This window comes from Sphingobacterium sp. WOUb80 (genome assembly GCF_050058145.1).
GTDB lineage: Bacteria > Bacteroidota > Bacteroidia > Sphingobacteriales > Sphingobacteriaceae > Sphingobacterium.
On record NZ_CP165617.1, the window covers coordinates 449,910 to 473,476 of the forward strand.

17 protein-coding genes and 1 tRNA gene are annotated in these 23,567 nt (G+C 38.9%); 10 read left to right on the forward strand and 8 right to left on the reverse strand.

Annotated elements, in window-relative coordinates; translation table 11 throughout:
- Together AB1Z56_RS01765 and murB are read right to left on the reverse strand one after the other, a co-directional pair.
- The gene (locus AB1Z56_RS01765; RefSeq protein ID WP_075991748.1) at positions 1 to 510 is read right to left on the reverse strand and encodes an RNA polymerase sigma factor; all 510 of its coding nucleotides are present in this window, start codon (positions 508 to 510) and stop codon (positions 1 to 3) included.
- 261 nt (positions 511 to 771) lie between these two features.
- Positions 772 to 1,788, reverse strand: coding sequence for a UDP-N-acetylmuramate dehydrogenase (murB, locus tag AB1Z56_RS01770; protein WP_426790907.1), 1,017 nt, complete (start codon positions 1,786 to 1,788; stop codon positions 772 to 774).
- 104 nt (positions 1,789 to 1,892) lie between these two features.
- Here murB and AB1Z56_RS01775 point away from each other — a divergent pair, with 104 nt between their 5' ends.
- The gene (locus AB1Z56_RS01775; protein WP_309362152.1) at positions 1,893 to 2,510 is read left to right on the forward strand and encodes a TetR/AcrR family transcriptional regulator; all 618 of its coding nucleotides are present in this window, start codon (positions 1,893 to 1,895) and stop codon (positions 2,508 to 2,510) included.
- A 3-nt stretch (positions 2,511 to 2,513) separates the two neighbouring features.
- Here AB1Z56_RS01775 and AB1Z56_RS01780 read toward each other — a convergent pair whose 3' ends face one another.
- The gene (locus AB1Z56_RS01780) at positions 2,514 to 3,494 is read right to left on the reverse strand and encodes a YpdA family putative bacillithiol disulfide reductase (protein WP_426790908.1); all 981 of its coding nucleotides are present in this window, start codon (positions 3,492 to 3,494) and stop codon (positions 2,514 to 2,516) included.
- A gap of 31 nt (positions 3,495 to 3,525) precedes the next feature.
- Positions 3,526 to 5,718: an FUSC family protein gene (locus AB1Z56_RS01785; protein ID WP_313267971.1), complete on the reverse strand. Its 2,193-nt coding sequence runs from the start codon at positions 5,716 to 5,718 to the stop codon at positions 3,526 to 3,528.
- A 388-nt stretch (positions 5,719 to 6,106) separates the two neighbouring features.
- Between AB1Z56_RS01785 and AB1Z56_RS01790 the strand changes: the two genes are divergently transcribed.
- From AB1Z56_RS01790 to AB1Z56_RS01805, 4 genes are all read left to right on the forward strand, one after another.
- Entirely contained in the window at positions 6,107 to 8,683 is a 2,577-nt protein-coding gene (locus AB1Z56_RS01790) for a phosphoenolpyruvate carboxylase (RefSeq protein ID WP_426790909.1), read from the forward strand.
- A gap of 75 nt (positions 8,684 to 8,758) precedes the next feature.
- Positions 8,759 to 9,301, forward strand: a complete 543-nt coding sequence (locus AB1Z56_RS01795; RefSeq protein ID WP_070570475.1) for a hypothetical protein — start codon at positions 8,759 to 8,761, stop codon at positions 9,299 to 9,301.
- A gap of 365 nt (positions 9,302 to 9,666) precedes the next feature.
- On the forward strand, positions 9,667 to 10,545 hold the full coding sequence (locus AB1Z56_RS01800; protein ID WP_309362140.1) for an exopolyphosphatase: 879 nt from the start codon (positions 9,667 to 9,669) through the stop codon (positions 10,543 to 10,545).
- Between the two features lie 74 nt (positions 10,546 to 10,619).
- Positions 10,620 to 10,703 (forward strand) — tRNA-Leu (locus tag AB1Z56_RS01805).
- A gap of 839 nt (positions 10,704 to 11,542) precedes the next feature.
- Here the strand turns inward: AB1Z56_RS01805 and AB1Z56_RS01810 are convergent.
- Positions 11,543 to 12,121 (reverse strand): hypothetical protein, encoded by a 579-nt coding sequence (locus tag AB1Z56_RS01810; protein ID WP_426790910.1) that lies wholly within the window; start codon positions 12,119 to 12,121, stop codon positions 11,543 to 11,545.
- Positions 12,122 to 12,652: 531 nt separating this feature from the next.
- Between AB1Z56_RS01810 and AB1Z56_RS01815 the strand changes: the two genes are divergently transcribed.
- Both AB1Z56_RS01815 and AB1Z56_RS01820 read left to right on the forward strand, forming a co-directional pair.
- A complete protein-coding gene (locus AB1Z56_RS01815) occupies positions 12,653 to 12,967 on the forward strand; it encodes a hypothetical protein (RefSeq protein WP_309362136.1) in 315 nt (104 codons plus the stop codon).
- Between the two features lie 605 nt (positions 12,968 to 13,572).
- The gene (locus tag AB1Z56_RS01820) at positions 13,573 to 14,427 is read left to right on the forward strand and encodes a hypothetical protein (RefSeq protein WP_426790911.1); all 855 of its coding nucleotides are present in this window, start codon (positions 13,573 to 13,575) and stop codon (positions 14,425 to 14,427) included.
- Between the two features lie 110 nt (positions 14,428 to 14,537).
- Here the strand turns inward: AB1Z56_RS01820 and AB1Z56_RS01825 are convergent, their stop codons facing one another.
- Together AB1Z56_RS01825 and AB1Z56_RS01830 are read right to left on the reverse strand one after the other, a co-directional pair.
- The gene (locus AB1Z56_RS01825) at positions 14,538 to 14,990 is read right to left on the reverse strand and encodes an SRPBCC family protein (protein ID WP_426790912.1); all 453 of its coding nucleotides are present in this window, start codon (positions 14,988 to 14,990) and stop codon (positions 14,538 to 14,540) included.
- A 4-nt stretch (positions 14,991 to 14,994) separates the two neighbouring features.
- On the reverse strand, positions 14,995 to 15,654 hold the full coding sequence (locus AB1Z56_RS01830; protein ID WP_309362130.1) for a DinB family protein: 660 nt from the start codon (positions 15,652 to 15,654) through the stop codon (positions 14,995 to 14,997).
- A gap of 270 nt (positions 15,655 to 15,924) precedes the next feature.
- On the opposite strand from AB1Z56_RS01830, the gene AB1Z56_RS01835 reads away from it, so the two are divergent.
- Positions 15,925 to 17,910 (forward strand): glycoside hydrolase family 97 catalytic domain-containing protein, encoded by a 1,986-nt coding sequence (locus tag AB1Z56_RS01835; protein ID WP_426790913.1) that lies wholly within the window; start codon positions 15,925 to 15,927, stop codon positions 17,908 to 17,910.
- A 146-nt stretch (positions 17,911 to 18,056) separates the two neighbouring features.
- On the opposite strand, the gene AB1Z56_RS01840 is transcribed toward AB1Z56_RS01835, so the two are convergent.
- Positions 18,057 to 20,420 carry a beta-L-arabinofuranosidase domain-containing protein gene (locus AB1Z56_RS01840; RefSeq protein ID WP_426790914.1) on the reverse strand — a complete coding sequence of 788 codons (2,364 nt, stop codon included), beginning with the start codon at positions 20,418 to 20,420 and terminating at the stop codon, positions 18,057 to 18,059.
- A gap of 187 nt (positions 20,421 to 20,607) precedes the next feature.
- On the opposite strand from AB1Z56_RS01840, the gene AB1Z56_RS01845 reads away from it, so the two are divergent.
- Complete coding sequence (locus AB1Z56_RS01845; RefSeq protein ID WP_309362124.1) at positions 20,608 to 21,291, forward strand: TIGR00730 family Rossman fold protein; 684 nt, start codon at positions 20,608 to 20,610, stop codon at positions 21,289 to 21,291.
- Between the two features lie 114 nt (positions 21,292 to 21,405).
- Positions 21,406 to 23,565 (forward strand): TonB-dependent siderophore receptor, encoded by a 2,160-nt coding sequence (locus tag AB1Z56_RS01850; RefSeq protein ID WP_426790915.1) that lies wholly within the window; start codon positions 21,406 to 21,408, stop codon positions 23,563 to 23,565.
- The last annotated feature ends 2 nt before the right edge of the window (positions 23,566 to 23,567 follow it).

Below are 23,567 nucleotides of genomic sequence, written 5' to 3' on the forward strand. Positions count from 1 at the left end.
CTAGGCTACTTTATATGCCGATAGTGATCTTTTCATTAATTTTCTGGCGACATGTATTCTTGTTTTTACCGTTCCGATGGGGATATTTAAATGCTCAGATATCTCGTGGTATTTAAACCCTTCAAAGTACAGCGAAAATGGGATGTAATATTCTTCGGAAAGACTAGATAAAGCTTCATGGATGTCTTCCATGACAAATTTGCTTTCGCCTTGATTTGAGGAGGCGGATAATAGGAGGTTAGAGTTAGAAATATCCTCATCTTTCGTAATGAAAGAATTGGTTTTCACAATACGTCTATAGTTATTAATAAACGTATTTTTCATGATGGTGTAAAGCCATCCTTTCAGATTGGTTCCTTCTTTGAAATTTTTAAAATAGGTTACAGCTTTCAGGATCGTGTCCTGAACGAGATCGTTGGCATCTTCGTAATCACTGGTAAAATTTCTGGCGTAGAGTTTTAATGAGTCCGATTGCTCAATAACCATGGTGTCAAATTCATTCTTTGTCATAGCTTAATGAATTATAACTGTTCTTTTTACAAAACAGTACGTTTATAAAATGCGGTTCATTAAGTATGAGGCAAATAATGCGCCAAAAATGGCAAAATTAGATTTGTTAATATAATTTTAAGATTATTTTAAGCAGAGCAAACGTGTGCGTAGACTAACTTTAAGTAAATAAAATTAGCTCAAAGTGATGTTTTACTAAAGTGAAGCCTGTTTTTCTTTTGCTTTCAGATTTAAAAAAAATAAAAATACTTTTTTAAATCTTTACAGTAAATTAACTTCACGCTCTAACTTAATGCCAAATTTGTTGGCTACATCACTTATAATTTGTTCCGATAGATTGTAAATTTCCTGTCCTGTAGCGCTTTGTCTATTTATTAGTACAAGTGCCTGATTTTTCCATACACCTGCTTGTCCATATTCTTTTCCTTTCCAACCACATTGTTCTATTAACCATCCAGCAGCCAATTTTGTTTCATTATTGGGCATTGGATAATGCGGTATTGTAGGATATTCTTTCTGAAGAGGTTCAAAAGTCGACGCTGTAACTACAGGGTTTTTAAAGAAACTTCCGGCATTCCCCACTGTACTTGGGTCAGGAAGCTTCTCTACGCGGATTTTGGAGACAATGGTTGCGATATCGGCAATACTTGGGTTTGTTATATTTTCTTTAGCGAGTTCGGCTTCTATTGCACCATAAGTTGTATTGATATGGGCTGTTTGGCTAAGCTTATAAGTTACCTGGGTAATAATAAACCGCCCTTTGTGTGCTGTTTTAAAGATGCTGTCGCGGTAGGAGAAATTGCAATCTTCTTTTTTGAATGTCGTAAAGTTACCTGTATGCGTATCGAAAGCCTGACATTCGTGAAAGACATACATTAACTCGGTACCATAGGCACCGATGTTTTGTACAGGTGAAGCGCCGACAGTACCGGGAATTAGGGCCATGTTTTCAATGCCGGCGTAATTATGTTCGATACAATACCAAACGAAGTCATTCCAGATTTCTCCAGCTTGCGCTGTGACATAGATATCATCGCCATCAATTTTTGACCGTATGCCCTTGCTGGTCATGCGAATAATATATCCGTCGAATGCTTTAGTAAAAAGGACATTGCTACCGGCGCCGAGAACAAAAAAAGTCTCGTTAAATATGCCGTTTTTAAAAATTTCGGTCAATGTTTCATTGTCATTCACTTCGATTAGAAAATTTGTCTTTTCTTCTATTCCAAACGTATTGAAAGGTTTTAAAGATATATTCGATTGAATGTTTAACTTCATATTGACTTTAGTTTTCAGAAATTCAAAAAAATCAGCTATCTTTAGCATAATAATCGGTAAAGATAGTATAAACCGTTTATTTAACGATAAAAAATATAAGTTTAATGGGTAATGCAGATGTAAAAAGAATCAAAATTCTAGAAGCTGCGACAAGGCGCTTTGCACATTTTGGAATGGCTAAAACAACGATGTCGGAAATAGCCAAAGATCTCAATTTTTCAAAAGCATTGCTGTATTATTATTTTCCGGATAAGAATAGCTTATATTCTGCAGTTTTCGAATACGTTATTGATAAAATGATCGAAGACATTGAAGACGTCATTGCGAAAGGTGGGGACTTTGAGGAGATCATGATGTATTCCATTGATATGCGCGTCAAGATCATCAACCAATATTATAATTTGTTTGAATATACCATGAAGATGGTGAAAGAACTTCCTGATGAACTGGAACAGGTTTTCAAGGAATCTTATTTGCGTGAAGTAGAAATTATCGAGAAGATTCTCAAGATTGGTATTGATGCTGGCGAGATACAGGTTGAAGATATCAACGAAACGGCCCGGATTCTTTTGTATTCGCTTTTTGGTATGCGTATGGGTATATTGAAAGATATGAAAAACATGTTGTTCCCCACAAAAGAAGAATTTGACCATATTCTCAGTTTACAGAAGAAAATGATGAAAATCTTCTTAAATGGTTTACGTTTTCAAGTCGTTAAATAGTTGTTAAGGGAGTGTTGAGCAAATGTGTCCGATAATCTGTTTGGCATGAATTCGCGAATTCTCAATAAACCACAGGTGAGTATTTAAACCTCCACAGACAACACCTGCTAAATATATACCCGCTACATTCGTCTCCATGGTTTCTTCATTATGGCTGGGAATGCAAGGTGCCTCTTCGGGAATATCAATTCCGATCTTTTTCAAAAAATCAAAATTTGGGCGATAGCCGGTTAAAGCCAGTACAAAATCATTATCGAGTTCGACGATACCGTTTGGTGTTTGGATATGTGCAGTAGTCGGAGTAACTTCTGTTAAGTGGCTGTTATAATAGACATCGATTTCTCCAGCAGCAATTCGATTTTCAATATCTGGTTTTACCCAATATTTTACCCGACGGCTGATTTCGCTACCACGGATTACCAAAGAAACTTGGGCTCCTTTCCGGTAGGTCTCAAGCGCAGCATCAATGGATGAATTACTGGCGCCAACAACGATCACCTTTTGGCTGCTATAATAATGTGGATCATCGTAGTAATGCCTCACTTTGGGAAGTTCTTCGCCCGGGATATTGAGCAACATTGGTATGTCATAAAAACCTGTGGCGATGATGACTTTCTTGGTCAAGTACATGTTTTTGCTGCTGCTGACCAGAAACTCCCTGTCCTCTTTTTTAATTTCCAGTACTTCTTCAAAAAGATGGGTATCCAGCGCGAACTTTTGCTGTATACGTCGGTAATATTCCAAAGCCTCCATGCGTTTTGGTTTGGGGTTGGTTGTGACAAAAGGAATATCGCCTATTTCTAATCTTTCGGAGGAAGAGAAGAAGGTCATATTTTGGGGGTAATTATACAGTGAGTTGACCAAGCAGCCCTTTTCAAGAATAAGATAGTTTAAATTTGCTTCTTTGGCTTCTAAGGCGCAAGCTAAGCCAATTGGCCCGCCGCCAACTATAATCAGGTCGTACCGTGTTATCGTATCGCTCATGGTATAAATGTCGAGAATTTTAAAGAATAAATCAGCTTAAAGCTTTAGGTAGTTCATTTTCTGACATTGCTGTGCTTTTAGCGTGAAGGTCCTGAACTATTTTATGCAGGTCCTGTGCAATTTTATTGAGAAAGTCCAGTTGTTCGCTCAATAGCTGTCCATCAACTGAACTGACATCTGTATTATCAAATTGGTCGTTGGGAATTTCGATTGCCAAAGGAACAAACGCATTGACGCTATCGTCAGAATGTAGCAGTTGAATCGATTGTTCCAGGGAACTTAGTATTTTTCGAATCGTTCGAACGTGATCCTTATTAATATAATTATTGTCCATCTCGTCGATATGGTTCATTAACGTCACCGAAAAAGAAGCTAGAATATGATTGAATATGACGAATTTATTGACTTCCTTGCTATATTTTTGACGTTTCTTAGGTTCCGTAAGCATACGTTGGAACGTCGAACCCATATTGGCCGTTTCAACGTAGACTGCCTTGCGGGTTAGTTTGTAATCCGTGATGGAAGGCGCTTGGCCCGCAATTTCTTTCAATGCCTGAAAGATGTAATTGTAGTTGGCGATGAGTAGCTTTCGCATGGATTCCTTGACTTGCATACTCTCCCAATTTGGAAAAATAATATAACTGGATAAGAATGCAATCATGCCCCCAATAAAGGTGTCCAAGATTCGTTCTTTCGTGACGTCCAGTGTATTAGCACTGACGAAGCTCAGCATAATTAATACATAGGGTGTCATAAAAAGTACAGCAATAACATAATTGACGCGGAATAAGCTATATGCTGTCAGAAAAAAGAATACCAAGAGAACAAATAGTATAGTTGGGTCATGTATGGTTAATAAGATAAGGGCTCCGATGAGTCCACCTATCGTTGTGCCGATGAGACGCTGGATATTTCTCTCCTTTGTGAGCCCGAAGCCGGGTTTTAGGATAACCATGATGGTGAGGAGGATCCAGTACACATTATTGGTGATATTGGTGACCTCAAACACGTAGTAAGTGACCGACATGACAATTGCCATGCGGCATGCATGTCGAAAGATGGTGGATTTTAGGGTAAGATTTTCGCGGAACTTTTTGAAATCAATTGCAGAGCTTTGAACAAAGCGTTTTGCATCGTCAATTTCTTTTCGTTTGACATCGTCCGGTTGTAGGTGTGAGTAACCATAGATATTTTTGATCCGGCGAACCAGATCACGCAAATTGATCAACACCTTGCGTAAGGCGAAGGTGCTATACTCTTGATTTTTATCTAGTTGATCGATTTTAGTGTGAAGACGACTGAGATCCGAATCGAAGTCGTACAATGGTTTTGGCTGTGTATTTGTATTAAGCTGATAGGCTAAATTGTCAAGCTCATTGGTATATTTTAAAATCACATTTTTAAAATCTTCCAAGATGCCTGTAGGTCCAAAGCGTTCGCTGATGGTATTGTAATCGTAGTGCGCTGCCATACTTTGCTCAAAGAGATCGACAATATCGTTGAAAACGAGGGTTAAATAACGCCCCACCTTTGTAGTGTCTTTAATCGATCGTTTACTCTGAAACAATACATCCCGTAGATTTTCCTGATGCTGATTGACTTCAACTTGTTTGTCAATGAGTTTTAGGTAGTTTTTATCATTATCAATTTTGGCGTCGTAAAAATTTGCTTTCAGCCGTATATATTCGGCAACATAGCGAATTGTTTCTGATAGCTCCTGTTCGGCCAACCTATAAGGACGTGCTTGGGTAATGGAAAGACTAATGGCAATATACCATAAACCACCTAAAGTATAGAAGCCTAAATAGTTGATGGCTTCAGCAAGGGGGTAGTGAATCTGCACATGGATCAACATCATCAGAATGCACATGAGACCTACGTTGGCGGCTCTTCCATTGAAAACCGCAAACATGGCAAAGATAAAGCAGGCGACTCCGATGAAAATTGCCAATAGATATACATTTTGATTAACTATATTGGTTAGAATAAAAGTTAACGTAGTCAATATCGCACCCGCAATCATGCCTTTCCTTCTATGGCTAGGTGCTCCGGGCGTATCTGAGAGGCCTACCAAGAGCGCTCCTAGGGAAACAATGGTTCCATTGGTAAATTGCCCGATGGTTGCAAAGATTAGGACAGGCACAATACATCCGATGGTAATTCGGAGTCCATCTGCAAAATATTGGCTATAGAAAAAACTTTTTATTTCTTGTGTCTGTTTCATAATGTGTATAGTACAAACTTAGATAAATTGCTTTTCATATTAAAAACAATTGTTCTGCTATGTTTGCTCTTTTTGGTACTGATGATAGCGAGATAGGTATTAGGTTCCTGTCTGATCAGGGATGGTCCATTTTGTAGTGGGGCCTAAGGGGATCAGGTTCTCAAGGTCTTTCGATGCTGTACTGTGCTGGGTTAATGTGTTAAAAATGAAAAATTACTAAAATTTGTTAGTATGTTTTTAAAATTTTAATTGTTTTTTTGATTAATTTATATTTTTTTATTTGTTTAGCTATAATATTGTTATATTTGGAGCCATAGGGTAATTTCAGAGACATTACAAAATTTCAAGAGTCACCTAAACTCTCTTGACCACTTTCAAAGATTTAAATATGAAGCAAAGTAAAAATGAAGCCGTCTTTCAGGACGAGGTATTGACACGCTTTGAGCTTTTCAAAAGTTTGTTTTTAACATTGCCATTTCAACGTGTTAAAGATACCGGTACTTTATTACCATTTTTTGCAAAGCAATGTGAAAAGGGTGTGGATCAGCATTTAACTCCTGATGAGATTATAAAGAGTTTCTTCGATCAGCATGAGGAATTTTCTTCGGAAGAGCAACGTATTGATTTGTTGTTTCGATTTGTTCAATATATAGAGCGTCAGGTTGTTTTATTTGATGCGATAGAAGACTCTTCTTTTCAGATGGTGGGCCGCGGCGATGACGAAAATGTCTTGGGAGCATTAATAAAAAATGCCGAAGGCAGTGATGATATGCGCCGTAAGATTGTATCAAAATTGAAGGATTTTTCTGTGCGTCTTGTGTTGACTGCACACCCTACCCAATTTTATCCCGGACCAGTATTAGGTATTATCAACGACCTGATTGATGCAATCAAGACCAATGATATTCATAGTATCCACCTGCTGTTACAGCAATTGGGTAAAACACCTTTCATCAATAAAAATAAACCGACTCCAGTTGATGAGGCTGCGAGCTTAGCTTGGTTTTTGGAAAACGTGTTTTATAAAGTAGCATCGGAAATCCAGGCCTTTATTGATGATGAATTGGACGTAGATACGGAAGAAGTAAAACAATTGATCGAATTGGGCTTTTGGCCGGGAGGTGACCGTGACGGTAATCCTAACGTAAGTGTTGATAGCACCAAGAAAGTTGCCGCATTGCTACGTACTATTTTGTTTAGATGTTACTATAGGGATTTTCGTATCGTAAGACGACGCATCACATTTAGAGGTGTAGAGGAGTATATGGAAAATCTGCAGACATTGTTCTACGATAACAGTTTTAATCCGGTTGAACATCCAGCAGACGAAACCGATAATATTATCACCAATCTAAAAGCAATCAAAAATGTTTTGGAGGAATATCACAATGGACTTTTTGTGGAGATCGTTGATGATTTACTCCGCAAAGTGATGACTTTTGGTTGTTTCTTTACGACGCTGGATATCAGACAAGACAGCCGCATATTACGTGAGGCTACCAATTATCTGATTCAGTACAACCAGGAAAAGACTGGAATGCCATTGGATTATCTGGAGCTTAGTGAAAATGATAAGCAAAAAGCATTAAAATTCAAAGAACTTGACTTAACGGTGGGAGAGGATGCGGATCCGTTAACGAAAGATACATCTGGCGTGATAAAATTGTTAAAGGAGATTCAACGTTCCGGTTCTGAGCGAGCTGCACAACGTTTTATCATCAGTAATTGCCAACAGGCGAGTGATATCCTAGGACTGCGTCAATTATTTTTATGGTCTGGATGGAAGAAAGATGCTTTAACGATCGATTTTGTGCCCTTGTTTGAGACCGTTGATGACTTGACGCGAGCAGCTGATGTGATGAAAACCTTGTACAGTAATAAGGAGTATAAGGCACATTTGAAACGAAGAGGAAACAAACAGACGATTATGTTGGGCTATTCAGATAGCACCAAAGACGGTGGATATCTGATGGCGAACTGGTCGATTTATCGTGCAAAAATCGAACTTACGGCGATATCACGCGAGTACGATGTCGATTTGGTGTTTTTTGACGGTCGTGGTGGGCCTCCAGCACGTGGTGGTGGTAAAACACAACGTTTTTATGCATCTATGGGTAAGGAGATTGCCAACGATCATATTCAATTGACGATTCAAGGACAAACAATCAGTAGCCAGTATGGTTCCTTAGATACAGCACGATTTAATATTGAGCAACTTTTGCACGCCGGAATTATTTCAGATTTGAAACAACGTGTGGGGGATACCTTAACCAAACATCAGCAGGAGATCATTGATAAGCTGGCTGAGCTGAGCCATCATAAGTTTATGGATCTACGCACGAATGAATTGTTTTTACCATATTTGGAGACGATGTCGCCATTGAAAGCGCTATCCTCGATCAATATTTCAAGTAGACCTGTAAAACGCAACTCAGGCCGTGAATTGCGACTGGAAGATTTGCGGGCGATTAGTTTTGTAACTTCATGGAGCCAGTTGAAGCAAAATATTCCTGGATTTTATGGTGTCGGAACAGCGTTGCAATGGGCTGAAAAAAATAACCTTTGGAAAGACGTGCAGCAATTGTATGTGTCATCCGGATTTTTCCAGACATTGATCGACAACTGTATGATGTCGATGACAAAGTCCAACTTTGATATCACAGCCTATATGAAAGATGATCCTATTTATGGTGATTTTTGGAAAACGTTGTATGCCGAATATCAGATAACAAAAGAATATTTGTTAAAACTGAGCGGAACCTCAAAATTGATGGAGAATTATCCTGTGGATCGTGAGTCGATTTTAGCGCGTGAGGGAATTGTATTACCGTTATTGGTTATACAGCATTTTGCAATTCGTGCATTGAATTCGGATCAGCTGACTGATGCACAACGCGAAGATTATTCGAAGTTAATAGCGCGTACAATCTTTGGGGTGGTGAATGCAGGAAGAAATGTTGCGTAATTTTTCTTTCTTTTCACGGATAGAGTTTCGGAGAACATATATTTTATCTACTTTTGTATAGTTAACAAAATTGATATGAAGATTAATAAGTTATTTATTGTTGCGGCTTGTGCGGGTACATTATTTGCATCTTGTGGTCAAACAGCTGCAGATAGACAGCGTCAATACTCTAATGCATCCTTAGCGGATGGTGATGCCTTTGCAATGATTAAATTCGTTGGCGAAAATGGAAACTACTTGGTAAATCTTGCTGATGTAGCTGCAAAACAATCTACCTCAGCAGAGGTGAAAAATGTAGCTGCAAAGATTAAAGAAGCTTACGCAACAGTGTTGCCAGAATTAGACAATTTAGCAAAAGAATTGCATGTTGGTGATGCGCAACGTGGTGTGCCTGCATTTCAGGTTCCGGCTTCAATTGGTTCGGACAGTACAGCGGCATTCAACGATAAAGCATTTTTAGCACTAGTAGTTGAAAAGCAAGGTGAGATCAATACAAGATTGTCTCACGAAGAACACAATACAAACAAGGATGTTATTCACCTTTCAGAGGAGTCTTTGAAAAAAGTGGAAGAGATCTACAAATTAGCTGGTGGTAAAGTTGAAGAACACCATCACTAAGAAATAAGGTAAATAGAAGGAAAGGAGTATTCATTAAAACGAATATTCCTTTTTTTATGAGTTTTTTGTTGGCAATACTAGATTTTCTGTATGGAATAGTGCTTGGTGCTGAGTTTCGACTAGAAGCAGGATTACTTGCTGAGTAGGCTGATTGTCAATGAAATCTTTTTGCAGCGGGATTGATCCTTTTTTTGATCAAATGGAAGGTTCTATTTTATTGTATGACAATAATAGCGCTTGTTCGCGTAAGTTTCCTTGCAATAATCATTTGTTATTTGTTAAATTAATGATAACTTAACATTTGTGTAACATAGTTTTTAATTACTGTGTTTATTTTAGCGTAATTTAATGAAATCGTATATAAAGTGAGATACGCCGCAATAGATATAGGCTCCAATGCAGTCCGTCTTTTGATAGCTGACATTATAGGACAGAAAGACCAATATAATTTTAAGAAAAATACACTGTTACGTGTTCCACTCCGTTTGGGGGATGATGCGTTTATTCATCAGGAAATTTCACCTAGGAAAGCCGAGAGTTTGATCAAAACGATGAAAGCTTTTCGGGAGCTGATGGATGTTTATAATGTGGAGGATTATATGGCCTGTGCGACTTCGGCCATGCGTGATGCGCGAAATGGGGCTGACATTGTTGCGGAGGTCAAGAAAAATGGTATAAATATCGATATTATCGAAGGAGCAAAGGAGGCTGAGATTATTTACAATAGCCATTGGGATAATAAGATGGAAAAGGACAAAGTTTACCTTTACATTGATGTGGGTGGCGGTAGTACTGAATTATCGTTATTTGCCAATGGTGTTTTGGTTAATTCTAAGTCTTTCAATTTGGGTACAATCCGTATTTTGGATAATCAGGATAAGGCAGAAACCTGGGATGAATTGAGGGAATGGGTACGCAGCAATACGCATATGTATAAGCAAGTGGTTGGGATCGGTACTGGCGGTAATATTAATAAGCTTGCACGCCTCTCCAATGAAAAATTGGATAAACCATTATCCTATGCCAAATTAAAAGCGGTATACGAACATTTAGCTTCCTTTTCTTTAAAAGAACGTATTATTTTATTGGGTTTAAACGAAGATCGTGCGGATGTAATTATACCTGCGAGTGAGATTTTCCTGACGATTATGAAGTATGGTCGTCTAAAACAAATCATCGTTCCAAGGGTTGGACTTGTCGACGGTGTAATTAGAACCTTGATCAATAGGAATTTAGTAAAATAATGCTGTAAAAAGCTATTTTCGACTTGTAAAAGAGCGAAAAATCTTTATTTTTGTGATACCAAAGGTGAATATGAGCCCAGGTGGCGAAATTGGTAGACGCACCATCTTGAGGGGGTGGCGCTCGCATGGGCGTGGCAGTTCGAATCTGCTCCTGGGCACTTAAGGAGACACTAGTTAATAGTTGTCTCCTTTTTTTATGCACAAAAATATATCTCAGATCCAAGCATATGATAAATTTGATAATAATAAAGCCTTATTGGTTTATTTGGATAAAAATTATTCAAAATATTTCCTTGCTCTGCCTGTTTGTGTTATTAGGAGGCTCGGCAATAGTATCTTTTGTATGATAGCGATTTTGTTGAAATTATACCAAGGGAACAGATAAAGTATACAAATTGACACCCTTTAATTTTAGAAAAAACTTCAAAAATATTAAAAGAATCTTTAAATCTATTGTGGGCTATAAATTGATCTTCATGAAAATTAAAACAATAGTATAAATTATCAGTAGTCTAACGGTGTATTTAAAAACAGTATGACCGTGTTCAATAACCCAAGTATTATACCTCTCTTTTTTCGATTGCCTTACTGGCATTTTCCCTTTTGAATATAGGATTAATGTGATAATAATAATGTAAAATAAAAAAATCATAATAATTTATTATAGTATTATTCTATAGCATTTTTATGTGAACGAATAATATTTAATCCAGATTGCCCTATTGTCTTCCAATTTTGAGGTTTAGTGGTCAAATTTATTAAATTTGTTCTAGACAAACCAAAAACGTCTAATAGTTGCATTTTTTGTGCCGCTTCGGGGCTAAAACCCAGTCCTAGTAACCAAGTGCACTATTAGGTGGAGCGTCTTTCAAAAATTCATTCTCTGTCCAGGCTCCTATTAAATTTATTGGAAGCCTAGTTAGCCGACTCACCCCATCAAATAAAAAATAAGCACCTCTAAGCTGAGATATCTCTGTTGGTGCGGCATGGGCGCATGCTAACAAATGAAACCATCAGCTCTTTTTGATTTCAGATTGTGTAGAAACGATCTTATCAAATATAGGTTTATAAACAATGATATCAACAAAATAATGGTTAAGGATGAAAGATCAATAAATGTCGAATTTTTATGCTTTAACCATGAGATCAATTCTGGATCTTTTAGGCTGATACAATTATCCTTGGAAATCTTCTCAACGTTATCATTAATAATTACTTGATGGTTCGCCTTTACTTCAACTGTTGTCCTTAACTTGTCTTGTCGAGAAACTACCCATACCTTATTATGATTAAAACAAATACTATCAAGTTCGCCTAGTACAATTTGTTCTGTAGCGATTCTCTTATTTTTATGAAGAACCAAAAAATCGCTATTATCTACTGATACAACACCATAATCGTTCAATGAAATATCAGTTCCCCAATAATCAATTTTTAGGTTAAGCGGTAATTGATACTTTTGATTCAAAGCGGTTTCATCAATTTTGTATTGTACGTCTATAAGCCAGGATGCTACTAAAACTACATTTATAAAGGTGATAATCAGTGCCCCAAAAAATGTGATGTATTTTTTCATCTTTTTGATAACAAGGGATTTATGTAATGGTTGAATTTTATTTAAAGAGGGTTTCTCTCCTTTCTTTATTGTTCTACAGTGTGTTTGCGTGGCTTGGTGATCGCCTTTGTATGGTCAAAAGCAATGACTTTTAATAGTTTTTTTGTTCGCGTCTGTTTTTTATGATGATGGAATTGCTGATCATGCAGATTTTCTTAAAGAGGTAAAAATAGCAGAAAATAATCCGCTTTTCAAAAATGCAGATCAATATGTGCAAGCCATTGGGAAAATATAAAGTACATCGAGTGCGTATGGCCTTGTCCTTTGTTTTTCATTGAAATGGGGTTGAAAGCCGAGGGATTTAATTGTAAAAGAAGTTATTTCGCATAAAATGTTTTTTGCGAATAATAGACTAACAACAACGAATAATGAATGGACTACAACAAATAATAAATCATCGTAAAATTAGTTAAAGACGTTTTTATTTTTACTTCCACAAAATAAAAACCTGCTTCAAAAGCATGTTATGGTTTAACAAAAAAAATAGAAACAATGAAAAGATTAATGTTGAGTTTGATAGCTGTTGCACTGCTATCTACAGCCGCTTCTGCAAAGACAACTGAAAAGGCTCCGAAAGAAAATGTCAATATTAAAACGACGACTTACCGCCTTCCTAAAACGAACACTCTTGTTAAAGTCACCGAAGAGATTAAAGAAAGCAAAGGGCAATTGACGCATTGTGTTTTTGTACTGAGTTTTTATGATTATGATACGGCACAACTGGTCGGTACACATACTTCAGACACCTATACGAGTGGTGGTTGTGGATCCTTCTTTAGAGCGTGTAGGGCATATTGGGGTGTTTAATGCTGTCGATCCCTGTTGGTCGCAACCAGCTGAGAGGCTCCGGCGCTTTCGCGGTGTTACAAACGATTAAATTTAAGCGGGGTGTTCACCCTGCTTTTTTTCGTCCCAAATGGTTAGACTATTAAGTATTTTTTGTTTTCAGAAAGTTCAGTTTTTAACCAGATTTTTCGTTCATAATGCGATAGAAGCGATACGCTTTGATGATTTGTGCTCAACAACTGCGTGTCTTATAGCGTAAGTTGTTACCTCGTTTTTCATTTAACAAGTTTGAAGCGTTTTGATTTCAATTGTAAAAATATTCTATAACGGGATCCTATATGTTGGACTGACGTAAAAAAACGTTATCTTAGATTATTATATTTAATTTATCAGATAAAAAAGGGTAGATGATCCATGTTTTAATGATAATGGAATTGAAACCGAAGAACTTCAATATGCACACTAGAAATTTTTTACTTCTTCTTAGCTCACTGGTATGGCTAAGCTGTACGAAAGATCCAATCGAGCCAAACGTAGAGCCCCCAGAGGTGGTACCCACTGATACTACCAAAAATGAGCCTTCGGTTCCCACGGATAAATACGAAATTCGGAAAATACAATTTCAGATGAGTGAGCTTTTCGCCGATGATAATATTGATGAAAAGGTTTTTCTGGGGGGACTTTGGAGCCTCAAAGACACCCTTGAAGGGCCACGACTAGAAAGCCTGGAAGCAAAAGCAAAAAAAGTGAAATTCCATTTCTTGTCAGACAATGACTTCTCTGTAGATATGGGATTCTTTGAGCCCAGCTATAAAAATGGTCTTGCTTATGCAAATAAGTTTGAAAAATCGAAACAGGCAAGCAGCGTGAATTTCTCCTCCAGTACTTTTGGAGATTATGCCGAAATACAGGGATTTCTCGGTAATTCGAAAGATGTAAAAAAGGCATTATCCCTCGTAAAACATGCCGACTCAACGACGATCACTAAGCAAAACAGCACGCTTCGTATAGGTAAAGTCAATAAGCTTACAATTTATATTGACCACACAGAGTATTTTGATGCTTATCCGGAATCGGACGTAGCGGCATTAACCCAAGCTGGTTATTCTCCTTACGTGCTTGCTTCAGTGACTTATGGTACCCATATGATTCTGATGGGAGAAACTGATTCAACACGGGCAAGCTTAAATACGGCAATAGACAAAATACTGGAAAACAAAATACTGGATGATGCAGATACCAAGGTCCTCGATTGCAGCAATCTGTTGATCTATTATCGTGGCGGCGGCAAGAACAGTTTTATGGAGTATCCAAAAGGAGCCAAGGCTATTGGAACAGCGCTCCGCGATATGCTCCTTTATGTGAGTCAGACAGAAAATATCTTTAATTATCCACTTACCTATGACTTTATGAGCCTGAAGGACTATAGCACGCTGCGGTATTACAATATATTTGACATTCGGGTCAAAAAACAAAAGTAAACGAGCGAAAAACGACATCGGCAAAATAAAACCGGCATCTAGATGTAGATGCCGGTTTTATTTTGCCAACAAGCTTCTGACTGTGCATTTATATCGCAAGGCTATTTCACTTATTTCTTTTCACTAATATTCTTTAGCTGTTGTAAAGCATTTGGCCAAGCCTCATTAAAGTAATCGATGTATTCATCGTTTGTATCAACATCTATTTCTAACAAGGTTTGTCCTTCGATATCCGTAAAAGAATAGTTTTCCAATGCTCCTGCCCAGTCCTCAACAGTTGGTCCGGAGAGTACTTCTTTACCTTTGTCCAAGATACCAAGGTGCCGAATGGAAACGTATGAATTTGGAATATATTCAGCAATTTCAGCAACCATTCCTCCTTTTTCACCATTTTCATTGTCGCCCGTAAAATGAATTTTTTGTCCCTTTTCCCAAACACCTTCAAAATCCGAGCTCGGATCGAAGGCGCTGGTCCATTGTTTGTACGTTTCTTTATCGAGCATTGTTTTAAAAACCCGCGACACAGGAGCATCAATCTTAATTTGATAAGTCAATTTCTTCATCTTTCTACTGTTTTGGAAAATTAGGATCGGCTTTTATTTCGGCGATCTGTTTGGTATGGCGCGCGCAATGCGCGGCAATAAACATCAGAGCCTGATAACCATCAATGGGACCGGTAGGAGAGTCGCTGACATGATTTCTGAGATCTTCAGCATCTGCTTTTTTGATATAGTCGAGTACTGGCTGACGTGCAGCGGTGAAATCAGCGAGTGCAGTTTTCACATCTTTATAAATTCCTTCTGGCTGGAGCTCTTTTGGTGCCTGATATTTGTGGCTCCGGTCTGTAAGGGCATTCTTGAGATTGTCATCTGTCAACTTGATCTCCTTCCTTCTTTCAGGTTGTGGATCTTGATCCAGCCCCTTTTTAGCCATATCAAATATCATCCGTTCCGAACGTATAATATGCTCCATACATTGGCTGATCGACCATTTGTCAGGTGCCGGTTTAAATTGGAGCTGCGCTTCGCTTAGGCCGGCAACTTGTTTTTCCAGCTCCGCAGTTGTTTCATTAAAGTATTGCAGCAGCGAGTCGGTTCCAACCTGCATGTTCTTTGAAACTTGATTTTTGAATAGGAGAGCATTGTTGTGCGCTAGCAATAAGGGTGATTTAGCTGATGGTGTGGTCAGCGAAGCAGTTGCTATACTTGCAATTGCTATCATGTTCATAATTAGATTCATAGTTTAATATCTTTTAGAGTCGTAAAATAAATGTCACTATTTCTTTACAATTTTAAGGCATTTTTGTTTTTTATATCTTTCCATAGGACAAGAAACGACTGATAACCCAATCTCTTACTAAGTCGCCATGTATTTTTGATCGAAGGTAGCGGAAAACACTTGGAAAAGACACTCTATATATAATAAGTGTTTGTTGTACATTTATAAATTAAAAGCTTATCTTTAGCAAAATAACTAACCTACTATTTGAAATAATCTATGTTAAATTACAATTGCGCGCACTATTTAAGAGGTCTGTCCGTTCAACGTTTTGTTCTGGTATGTATCGTGTCCTTCCTGAGCACTGTCGCTTTGGCGCAGCAGCTATCAGTTGCGAGTCCCGATGGCAATTTGAGCGTTAAGTTGGCGCTGAAAGAGGGAAAATTATTTTACGAGGTTGAGCTGGAAGGGAAGCTGATGTTGGAAGCTTCACCACTTGGACTTCAAAGTAAGTCGATAAATTTGACTGCTGATTTACGTTTGATCGAAGAAAAAAGAGCAGAAATTTCGAGCAGTTATCACGAATTGAAGATCAAACGCAGTGAGGTTCAGTATACTGCAAATGAATTGCGTTGTCGTCTGGAGAATGCTTCCAAGCAGCAGTTCGATATTATCTTTCGCGTGAGCAACAACAATATTGCCTTCCGATATTATGTACCACAGGTGGGTGAGTCGGCTAACTTTGCGTTGGTAAAAGAGGAAAGTGGTTTTAAATTCCCATCAGTAACAACGACGTTTTTAACGCCTCAAGCTTCCCCAATGATAGGCTGGATGAAAACAAAGCCAAGTTATGAAGAGGAGTATCAGGCTGATCAGGCGTTAGGCGTACCTTCGAAATATGGTGTTGGATATACTTTTCCTGCGCTCTTTCATGTTGGGGATCGTGGATGGGTACTTGTTTCGGAAACGGGTGTATCAAGTGCATATTGCGCATCCAAGTTAGGCGAAGGCACGAAGGATGGGCTTTACATGATCGCTTTTCCAGAAGAAGGAGAGAACAATGGCATTGGAAGTTCAGCTCCCACAATTTCATTGCCCGGTTATACACCTTGGCGTACACTGACTGTCGGGGGTAATCTAAAACCCATTTTGGAGACGACAATTCCTTTTGATGTTGTTGAACCGCAGTATCCGGCGTCGAAGAAATACGAATTCGGACGGGCGACATGGAGCTGGCTGGAATGGCAGGATGGTAGTATTAATTTTGAAGACCAAAAGAAGTTTATTGACCTCTCGGCTTCAATGGGTTATGAATTTGTATTGATTGACAATTGGTGGGATACGAAGATCGGCCATGAGAAAATCGAACAGTTGGTCGCTTATGGAAAAAAACGGGGTGTAGGTGTCTGTCTGTGGTACAATTCAAATGGATTTTGGAATGATGCGCCACAAACTCCAAAAAATAAAATGAATACCTCGATCGCTCGTAAAAAGGAAATGCAGTGGATGCAGCGGGTGGGAATAAAAGGAATTAAAGTGGATTTTTTTGGAGGCGACAAACAGGAGACACTGAAGCTCTATGAAGATATTCTTTCGGATGCAAATGACTATGGATTGACTGTTATATTTCATGGATGTACCTTACCGAGGGGATGGGAGCGTATGTATCCAAATTTCGTTGGCAGTGAGGCTGTATTAGCGTCTGAGAATTTAATTTTTACGCAGCACGCGAATGATACCGAAGCTTTTAATGCTACGTTGCATCCATTTATCCGAAATGCTGTAGCCGCAATGGATTTTGGTCCTGTGTTACTGAATAAACGGCACAATCGCGAAAATAATGGGGGGACCATTCGTAAAACGACGGAAACATTTCAATTGGCGACGGCGATTTTATTTCAGACTCCAGTGCAAAATTTCGGTCTAACGCCAAACAATTTGGAGGATATGCCAGCCCATGTGATCGATTTTATGAAACAGGTGCCTACAACCTGGGATGAGACTACTTTTATTGAGGGGTATCCGGGTAAATATGTCATTCTTGCCAGAAGAAAAGGCGATACCTGGTATGTTGCTGGTATTAATGCAGAAGGAAAAGAAAAGACTGTTTCCGTGAATTTACCCATGCTGTCTGCGGATTTGGTACAGTTAATCGACGATACAAAAACACGGCAATCCCAACAGAAACAAATCCGTCTTTCGAAGGCGAAAACAGTTAGGTTGACATTGCAGCCCGACGGTGCTGTTGTTTTAATCGGGAAGTAAACAGATAGCAGGGTTGATTACTTCCGGTTAATGACTAAAACAGTTGAGTTGACACTGTAACCTGGCGATGCTGTTGTTTTAATAAGGCAGCAACAAACAGCACACCAGATCACTTCTGACTAATGGCGGTTATTTCAGTAGCACCATTAGTCAGAAAGTAGGGTTCGAGCTTCTAAAATCTTGTGGCTTTTAGATCCTGCCCCAGCCTTAATTTTCAGTTCTATTTTATTTTTATCGGCACGGTCTTCAGGAAGCTTAATACGTATTGTTTTTATGGATGAGTTAGGTGCTTTGTCTTCTAATGTGGCCACGACCTTGCCATCGACAATAAGCTCAGTTGCTCTTGGGGAATTGTCAGCTATAAATTTGATCGATAGTAATTTGGTCTCTGAAGTTGTTTTCATGCTATAGCTAAACCAGTCTTTTGTCTCGCGCCAGCGTGTATCTTCGGATGCCCCTGCATTGCTGTTGTGCTCCTTGAAAAAGTGATCTGACTCCGGCTGCTGTTCCCCGGCGACAACTTTATCGATCGTTTTGGCTGTCAAGGCCAAACTTTCTACTTCATCGCGGCTCATTTTCTCCTGTAATGCTTGTAATTCATTTTCTGTTGCTTGAGGCCAATAGATTATATAACGGGAATCATGAATGCCAAAAAAGGGTTCTAATTCCATTTGAATACCTTTTTTTTCCAAATAGAGATTTGAGAGTGTAAAGTGTAAGGGCTTTGACGCTATTGGTTTTACAAGTGCCGGAATATAGTTCGGTTCAGCGGCAAGAATTGGGAGATCACGTAAGGGGATCTGTCTGCCAGATGCAATGTGCCCCATTCTGCTGTCATCTGCCTGAAGTCCCCGGAGATCTTCCTGTCCCGTGCGCGCTCCCAAAACAATAGGTCCATATAAAATGCTATAATAGTTGCTTTTATCAGGTAACTGTTCTGTATGTACCCCCATGGGCAATTCCAGGCTGACAATATCACCTTTTTGCCAGGTCCGTTTGATCTGGATATGATCATCCGTCAATAGAAAATTGTTGTTGCGTTTTCCGTTTATCAGCACCTGCGGAGCTGCGGTCAGCCAATTGGGTTTACGAATAAACAAGCTAAAGGAAACCGGCTGTTTGAGGTTGATTCGAATGCTTGTCTTGGCTTTCATCGGAAAGTCCGTTTCTTGAATGACTTCGATACCCTTTTCTTTCCAATTTAGCTGTGAAGGAATGTAGAGATTGACATATAGGTCATTGTCACGATGCGCATAGATCATTTCGCCATATTTGGCGTGATTTTCCATACCCGATCCAACACAGCACCACATACTTGTTTGCGCTTGTGAATAAACGCGATAATGGCCTGGACGGATTTGTGTGAAATACACTAATCCACCATGTTCGGGATGTTGTGTTGATAAGATATGGTTGTAAAGAGCACGTTCATAAAAATCAAGGTATTTTCCCTGCGGATCAGTTTGGTATAGCATCTTTGTGAGGCGCAACATATTGTATGTATTGCAGGTTTCGGGTCCCTCGATGCTATGCAGCATCTTTGAAAAATCATCTGTTGGGTTAAAATGCTCACTCACGCTATTTCCACCAATAGAGATGGAACGTTGTTCAACAACATTATCCCAAAAGTACCGAACAGCCTCAGCCCATCTTTCGTTATGGGAAATATCAGCTATTCTTTTAAAACCAAGAACCTTTGGAATCTGTGTATTCGCATGTAATCCTGTTAAATGATCTTTATGCTGTAGTAAAGGTTCAAGTATGGATTGATGACTGAATTTACGGGCAAGTTCGAGATAGGCTCGATTTTGGGTAATTGCGGCGACATCGGCAAAGATCTCGTTTAGTCCACCATGCTCACTTCGTAACATATCCTGTATCTGTGCTTCTGAAAGCTGACTAACTAAAACAAGCGCCCAATCGGTCATCTTAATAAGCATGTCTTTGGCAGATTCACTGCCAGTCAGTAAGTATGCATCTCGCAGGCCAGCATAGGTTTTGTGTATATTGTACAGAGGCACCCATTTTCCATTCAGGTTGAAACTTCCAGCATTGATATTCCCCTGTTGGACTTCTGTCCAAATAAGTTTACCGCCAGGTACACCACCAATGTATCCATTTCCATTTGCTTCCTGACAGTGCTTCAAGTTTGCAAGCATATAATCTAGACGTTCCTTGATACGAAGGTCTCCTGTCGAAGCGTACATATGAGCTAGCGCGGAAAGATAATGACCTCCAATATGCCCATCTAACCCTGTATTTTCCCAATTGGTATAGGATTCTTTTTTGATTGGTAAATTGGCTTCGCGTAAAAATGGAGCCAACAGTCGATCGGGATCCATTTCTAATAAATAATGGAGGTCTAGATCTTCAGCATGCTTGAAGATCCCCGGCAACAGCCTTACTTCGCGTAAATCGAAATAAGTTAATTGAGGGGTCGTTTGAGCAGCTAGCGCCAGACTAAATAAACTTGTAAGAGCAACGTGCAAAAATTTGTTTTTTAAGATCATATAAGCTGAAATTATCATTTGTTTTTAACAAGGTCTGATTAGCTTGTTTGGTTAGCAGTTTTGAAAAAAAAGCGTTAAACCAAAGATATTAAATGTGTTAATTATTTTAAGTGTTTTTTTTACATTTATATATTAATCGCTTGAAATTATACATAAATTATTTTTGTCAGACTGATCATGATGGTTTGTGAAATCAATACCTGTCAAAGCGATATTATTCTTCCAGTATACGATAGCGCTGAAAAAGGAGTTGATCCGTTTATTTTTTTTATACTTGCATATGAATAAAGTTAAAAGCATTGTTATTTTTTGTGCATCGAGTTTAGGCAATTCGTCTGTCTATGAAGAGCAAGCTGCTCATGTTGGTCAGGTGCTCGCTGCGTCTGGTATTCGTTTGGTTTATGGCGGCGGACGGGTTGGCTTAATGGGTGCTGTTGCCAACGGAGCTCTTGCGCATGGAGGGGAAGTAATTGGTGTGATTCCCGATTTTTTAAATTCAAAAGAGAGAGAGCATACCGGCGTAACGAAATTGATTACCGTCGATACTATGCATGATCGCAAAAGAATCATGAGTGACTATGCCGAGGGGGTAATCGCTTTGCCTGGTGGTTTTGGCACTTTGGAAGAACTTTTTGAAATGATTACATGGGCGCAGTTGGGCTTACATAAAAAACCTGTAGGCCTGTTAAATATTAATGGATTTTATAATCATCTAATTCAATTTATTGATCACATGGTCGAAGAGGGGCTTTTGAAGCAAGAAAACAGAGGCATGTTATTGGTGGCTGATACGATTGAAGAGCTGATAGGTAAGATGCAGCAGTATGAAGCACCACAGGTCCCAAAATGGATCGAGAAAAATGAGATTTAGAGCTAGCAAAGCTCTAATCTCTTCTTAATCCTGCTCTTATTTCTGACTAATAGCGTTCTTATCGCTTTTTAATTTCGATTTAGAGATTTGTAACAGAATTTCTTATTCCCTCATATGTTACAATCTCGCGGCTTTTTAGCCTATATTTTTATCGTTTCTCCTTTTGGGCTTATTGCTCAGACAGTATCTCAGGATACCATAAAATCGTTCAGAATTGACGAAGTTGAAATCAGTTCGAAGTACTACAAAAGATATAATCCGAAACAGCTGTCTGAAGCCTTACGGCTAGAAGCCTCTCTGTTAAATATACCACAACATATTCAGGTGGTGAATAGTGAGGTTTTTAAGGATCAAGCAGTGCTCAACCTCAACGAAAGTGCAACCCGAAACATTAGTGGCACATTTCGGGAGGAATTGCACAATGGTATATCTCCGGATATTTATTCTCGCGGTGGCTATATCAGCGCGCAGCGTAATGGCGTTGATATGCGCCCACTGGGGAAAGGACCTATTGCAGATGATCTTGCCATTATTGAACGTGTAGAGTTTGTTAAAGGACCTAGTGGGTTTATGCATGCAATAAGTGATCCTTCGGGCTCGTATAATGTCGTGACCAAAAAACCAACAGGGGAGAGTAAAAGGCAGGTTGATGTATTGACAGGAAGTTTTGGTCTTTTACGGGCTGCTGTTGACCTCGGAGGACAGCTCGATACAGCCAATAAACTGCAATACCGTTTGAATGTCATGGGGATGCGTGGAAATGGATTTTTGAAGCATGATCGGAATAATAGAATATTATTTGCTCCTGCCTTAAAGTACCAGTTTAATGAACGAACATCTTTAACAGCAGAATATATTTATCAGCAACTGAATTATTTGCTGTTAAGTGAGGGACAGATGTCGCCTTATGGTTATGGAACTCTACCGAAAGATTTTACAATCACAGATCCGAGTATCAGACCCTTTGCTGGAAACGACCATAATGCTTTTCTGACTTTTCAGAATCGATTCAAAGACAATTGGCAACTGACCGCAAAGTTAGCTTATATCCGTAGCGGATATAATGGAACATTATTTTGGGTAAATGAAGCGAATAAGGTTGACAAAGATATCTTAGATAGGAATTTGGTCTACGATTCAAACAAATATAAGATTTTTTCTACCCAAGTTTATATAAATGGTTCATTTAAAACGGGGGCAATTGGACACCGGTTAATAGGCGGTGTTGATATGAACAATAAGTCTTCAAGAAGCTGGGATACCTGGGGTACCGCGACAACGATTTATCCATTATCGATCCGCAATCCCCAATATTCGGAGACGATTTTGAATAATGGTACAGGAGGAGATTTTATATCGGAAAATGATTTTACATCCGAAGGAAGTAAAATCCATCGTAAGTTGTTTTATGTTTCAGCCTATGCTATGGATGAACTGCTTTTCCTGGATGAAAAACTGAAAGTTTCTTTGGGGCTTCGTGTGACAGCATCCCGGGGAAATACAAATGATTATGGTGCAAAGAGTTCTTCCGATGATGTTGTCTTAACACCAAGATTAGGACTAAGCTATTCACTGGATCCAAATATGTCATTCTATTTTCTGCACGATCAAAGTTATCTTCCTCAGGCTGGAATAGCGGTGGATGGTTCATCACTAAAGCCATTAAAAGGAACAAATTACGAAATAGGGATGAAAAGAGATTGGATGGAAGGTCGCTGGAATACAAGTATGTCTCTCTACCATATAGAAAGAAATCGACTGATTACAACAGATCCCGTTTCGAACTTGATTTATCAGACAGGGGCGAGTGTATCGAAAGGAATTGAGTTTGATGTAAAGGGGCAGCTAGCAAAGGGGCTAAATGCTGTGATCAACTATGCCTATACAGACTCGAAGATCTCTGCTGACGACCGTAATCCTGAAAATGTGGGACTGGCTACTCCTAACCGTGTTAAGCATATCCATAATACCTGGCTAAATTATTTATTGCCAATTCAACGGGTGCGAGGCTTGACCCTCTCCGTCGGTTATCAATACCTTTCGGGACGTAGTGAGCGTTTTACAAGCACAGATCCCGTGGCTCTGAAAGATATATTCCGTTTAGATGCAGGAGCAGGTTGGAGTAATGATAAATACCGGATCAATCTTATGGTCAATAATGTCTTAAATGAAAAGATGTATTCTACCGCCTGGCGCAATGGATCTGGAGATATGTATTATTGGGTGCAAATGGCCCCAATACATGCTAGACTTTCACTGGGTATAAATCTATAATC

What these genes read in the sequence shown, in the direction of transcription:
- AB1Z56_RS01790 (WP_426790909.1), top strand. Translation starts at nt 6,107, where the DNA reads ATGAAGCAAAGTAAAAATGAAGCCGTCTTTCAGGACGAGGTATTGACA.
- AB1Z56_RS01785 (WP_313267971.1), bottom strand. Translation starts at nt 5,718, where the DNA reads ATGAAACAGACACAAGAAATAAAAAGTTTTTTCTATAGCCAATATTTT.
- AB1Z56_RS01825 (WP_426790912.1), bottom strand. Translation starts at nt 14,990, where the DNA reads ATGAAGAAATTGACTTATCAAATTAAGATTGATGCTCCTGTGTCGCGG.
- AB1Z56_RS01835 (WP_426790913.1), top strand. Translation starts at nt 15,925, where the DNA reads ATGTTAAATTACAATTGCGCGCACTATTTAAGAGGTCTGTCCGTTCAA.
- AB1Z56_RS01820 (WP_426790911.1), top strand. Translation starts at nt 13,573, where the DNA reads ATGAGTGAGCTTTTCGCCGATGATAATATTGATGAAAAGGTTTTTCTG.
- AB1Z56_RS01850 (WP_426790915.1), top strand. Translation starts at nt 21,406, where the DNA reads ATGTTACAATCTCGCGGCTTTTTAGCCTATATTTTTATCGTTTCTCCT.
- AB1Z56_RS01815 (WP_309362136.1), top strand. Translation starts at nt 12,653, where the DNA reads ATGAAAAGATTAATGTTGAGTTTGATAGCTGTTGCACTGCTATCTACA.
- AB1Z56_RS01775 (WP_309362152.1), top strand. Translation starts at nt 1,893, where the DNA reads ATGGGTAATGCAGATGTAAAAAGAATCAAAATTCTAGAAGCTGCGACA.
- AB1Z56_RS01840 (WP_426790914.1), bottom strand. Translation starts at nt 20,420, where the DNA reads ATGATCTTAAAAAACAAATTTTTGCACGTTGCTCTTACAAGTTTATTT.
- AB1Z56_RS01795 (WP_070570475.1), top strand. Translation starts at nt 8,759, where the DNA reads ATGAAGATTAATAAGTTATTTATTGTTGCGGCTTGTGCGGGTACATTA.
- AB1Z56_RS01765 (WP_075991748.1), bottom strand. Translation starts at nt 510, where the DNA reads ATGACAAAGAATGAATTTGACACCATGGTTATTGAGCAATCGGACTCA.
- murB (WP_426790907.1), bottom strand. Translation starts at nt 1,788, where the DNA reads ATGAAGTTAAACATTCAATCGAATATATCTTTAAAACCTTTCAATACG.
- AB1Z56_RS01780 (WP_426790908.1), bottom strand. Translation starts at nt 3,494, where the DNA reads ATGAGCGATACGATAACACGGTACGACCTGATTATAGTTGGCGGCGGG.
- AB1Z56_RS01810 (WP_426790910.1), bottom strand. Translation starts at nt 12,121, where the DNA reads ATGAAAAAATACATCACATTTTTTGGGGCACTGATTATCACCTTTATA.
- AB1Z56_RS01830 (WP_309362130.1), bottom strand. Translation starts at nt 15,654, where the DNA reads ATGAACATGATAGCAATTGCAAGTATAGCAACTGCTTCGCTGACCACA.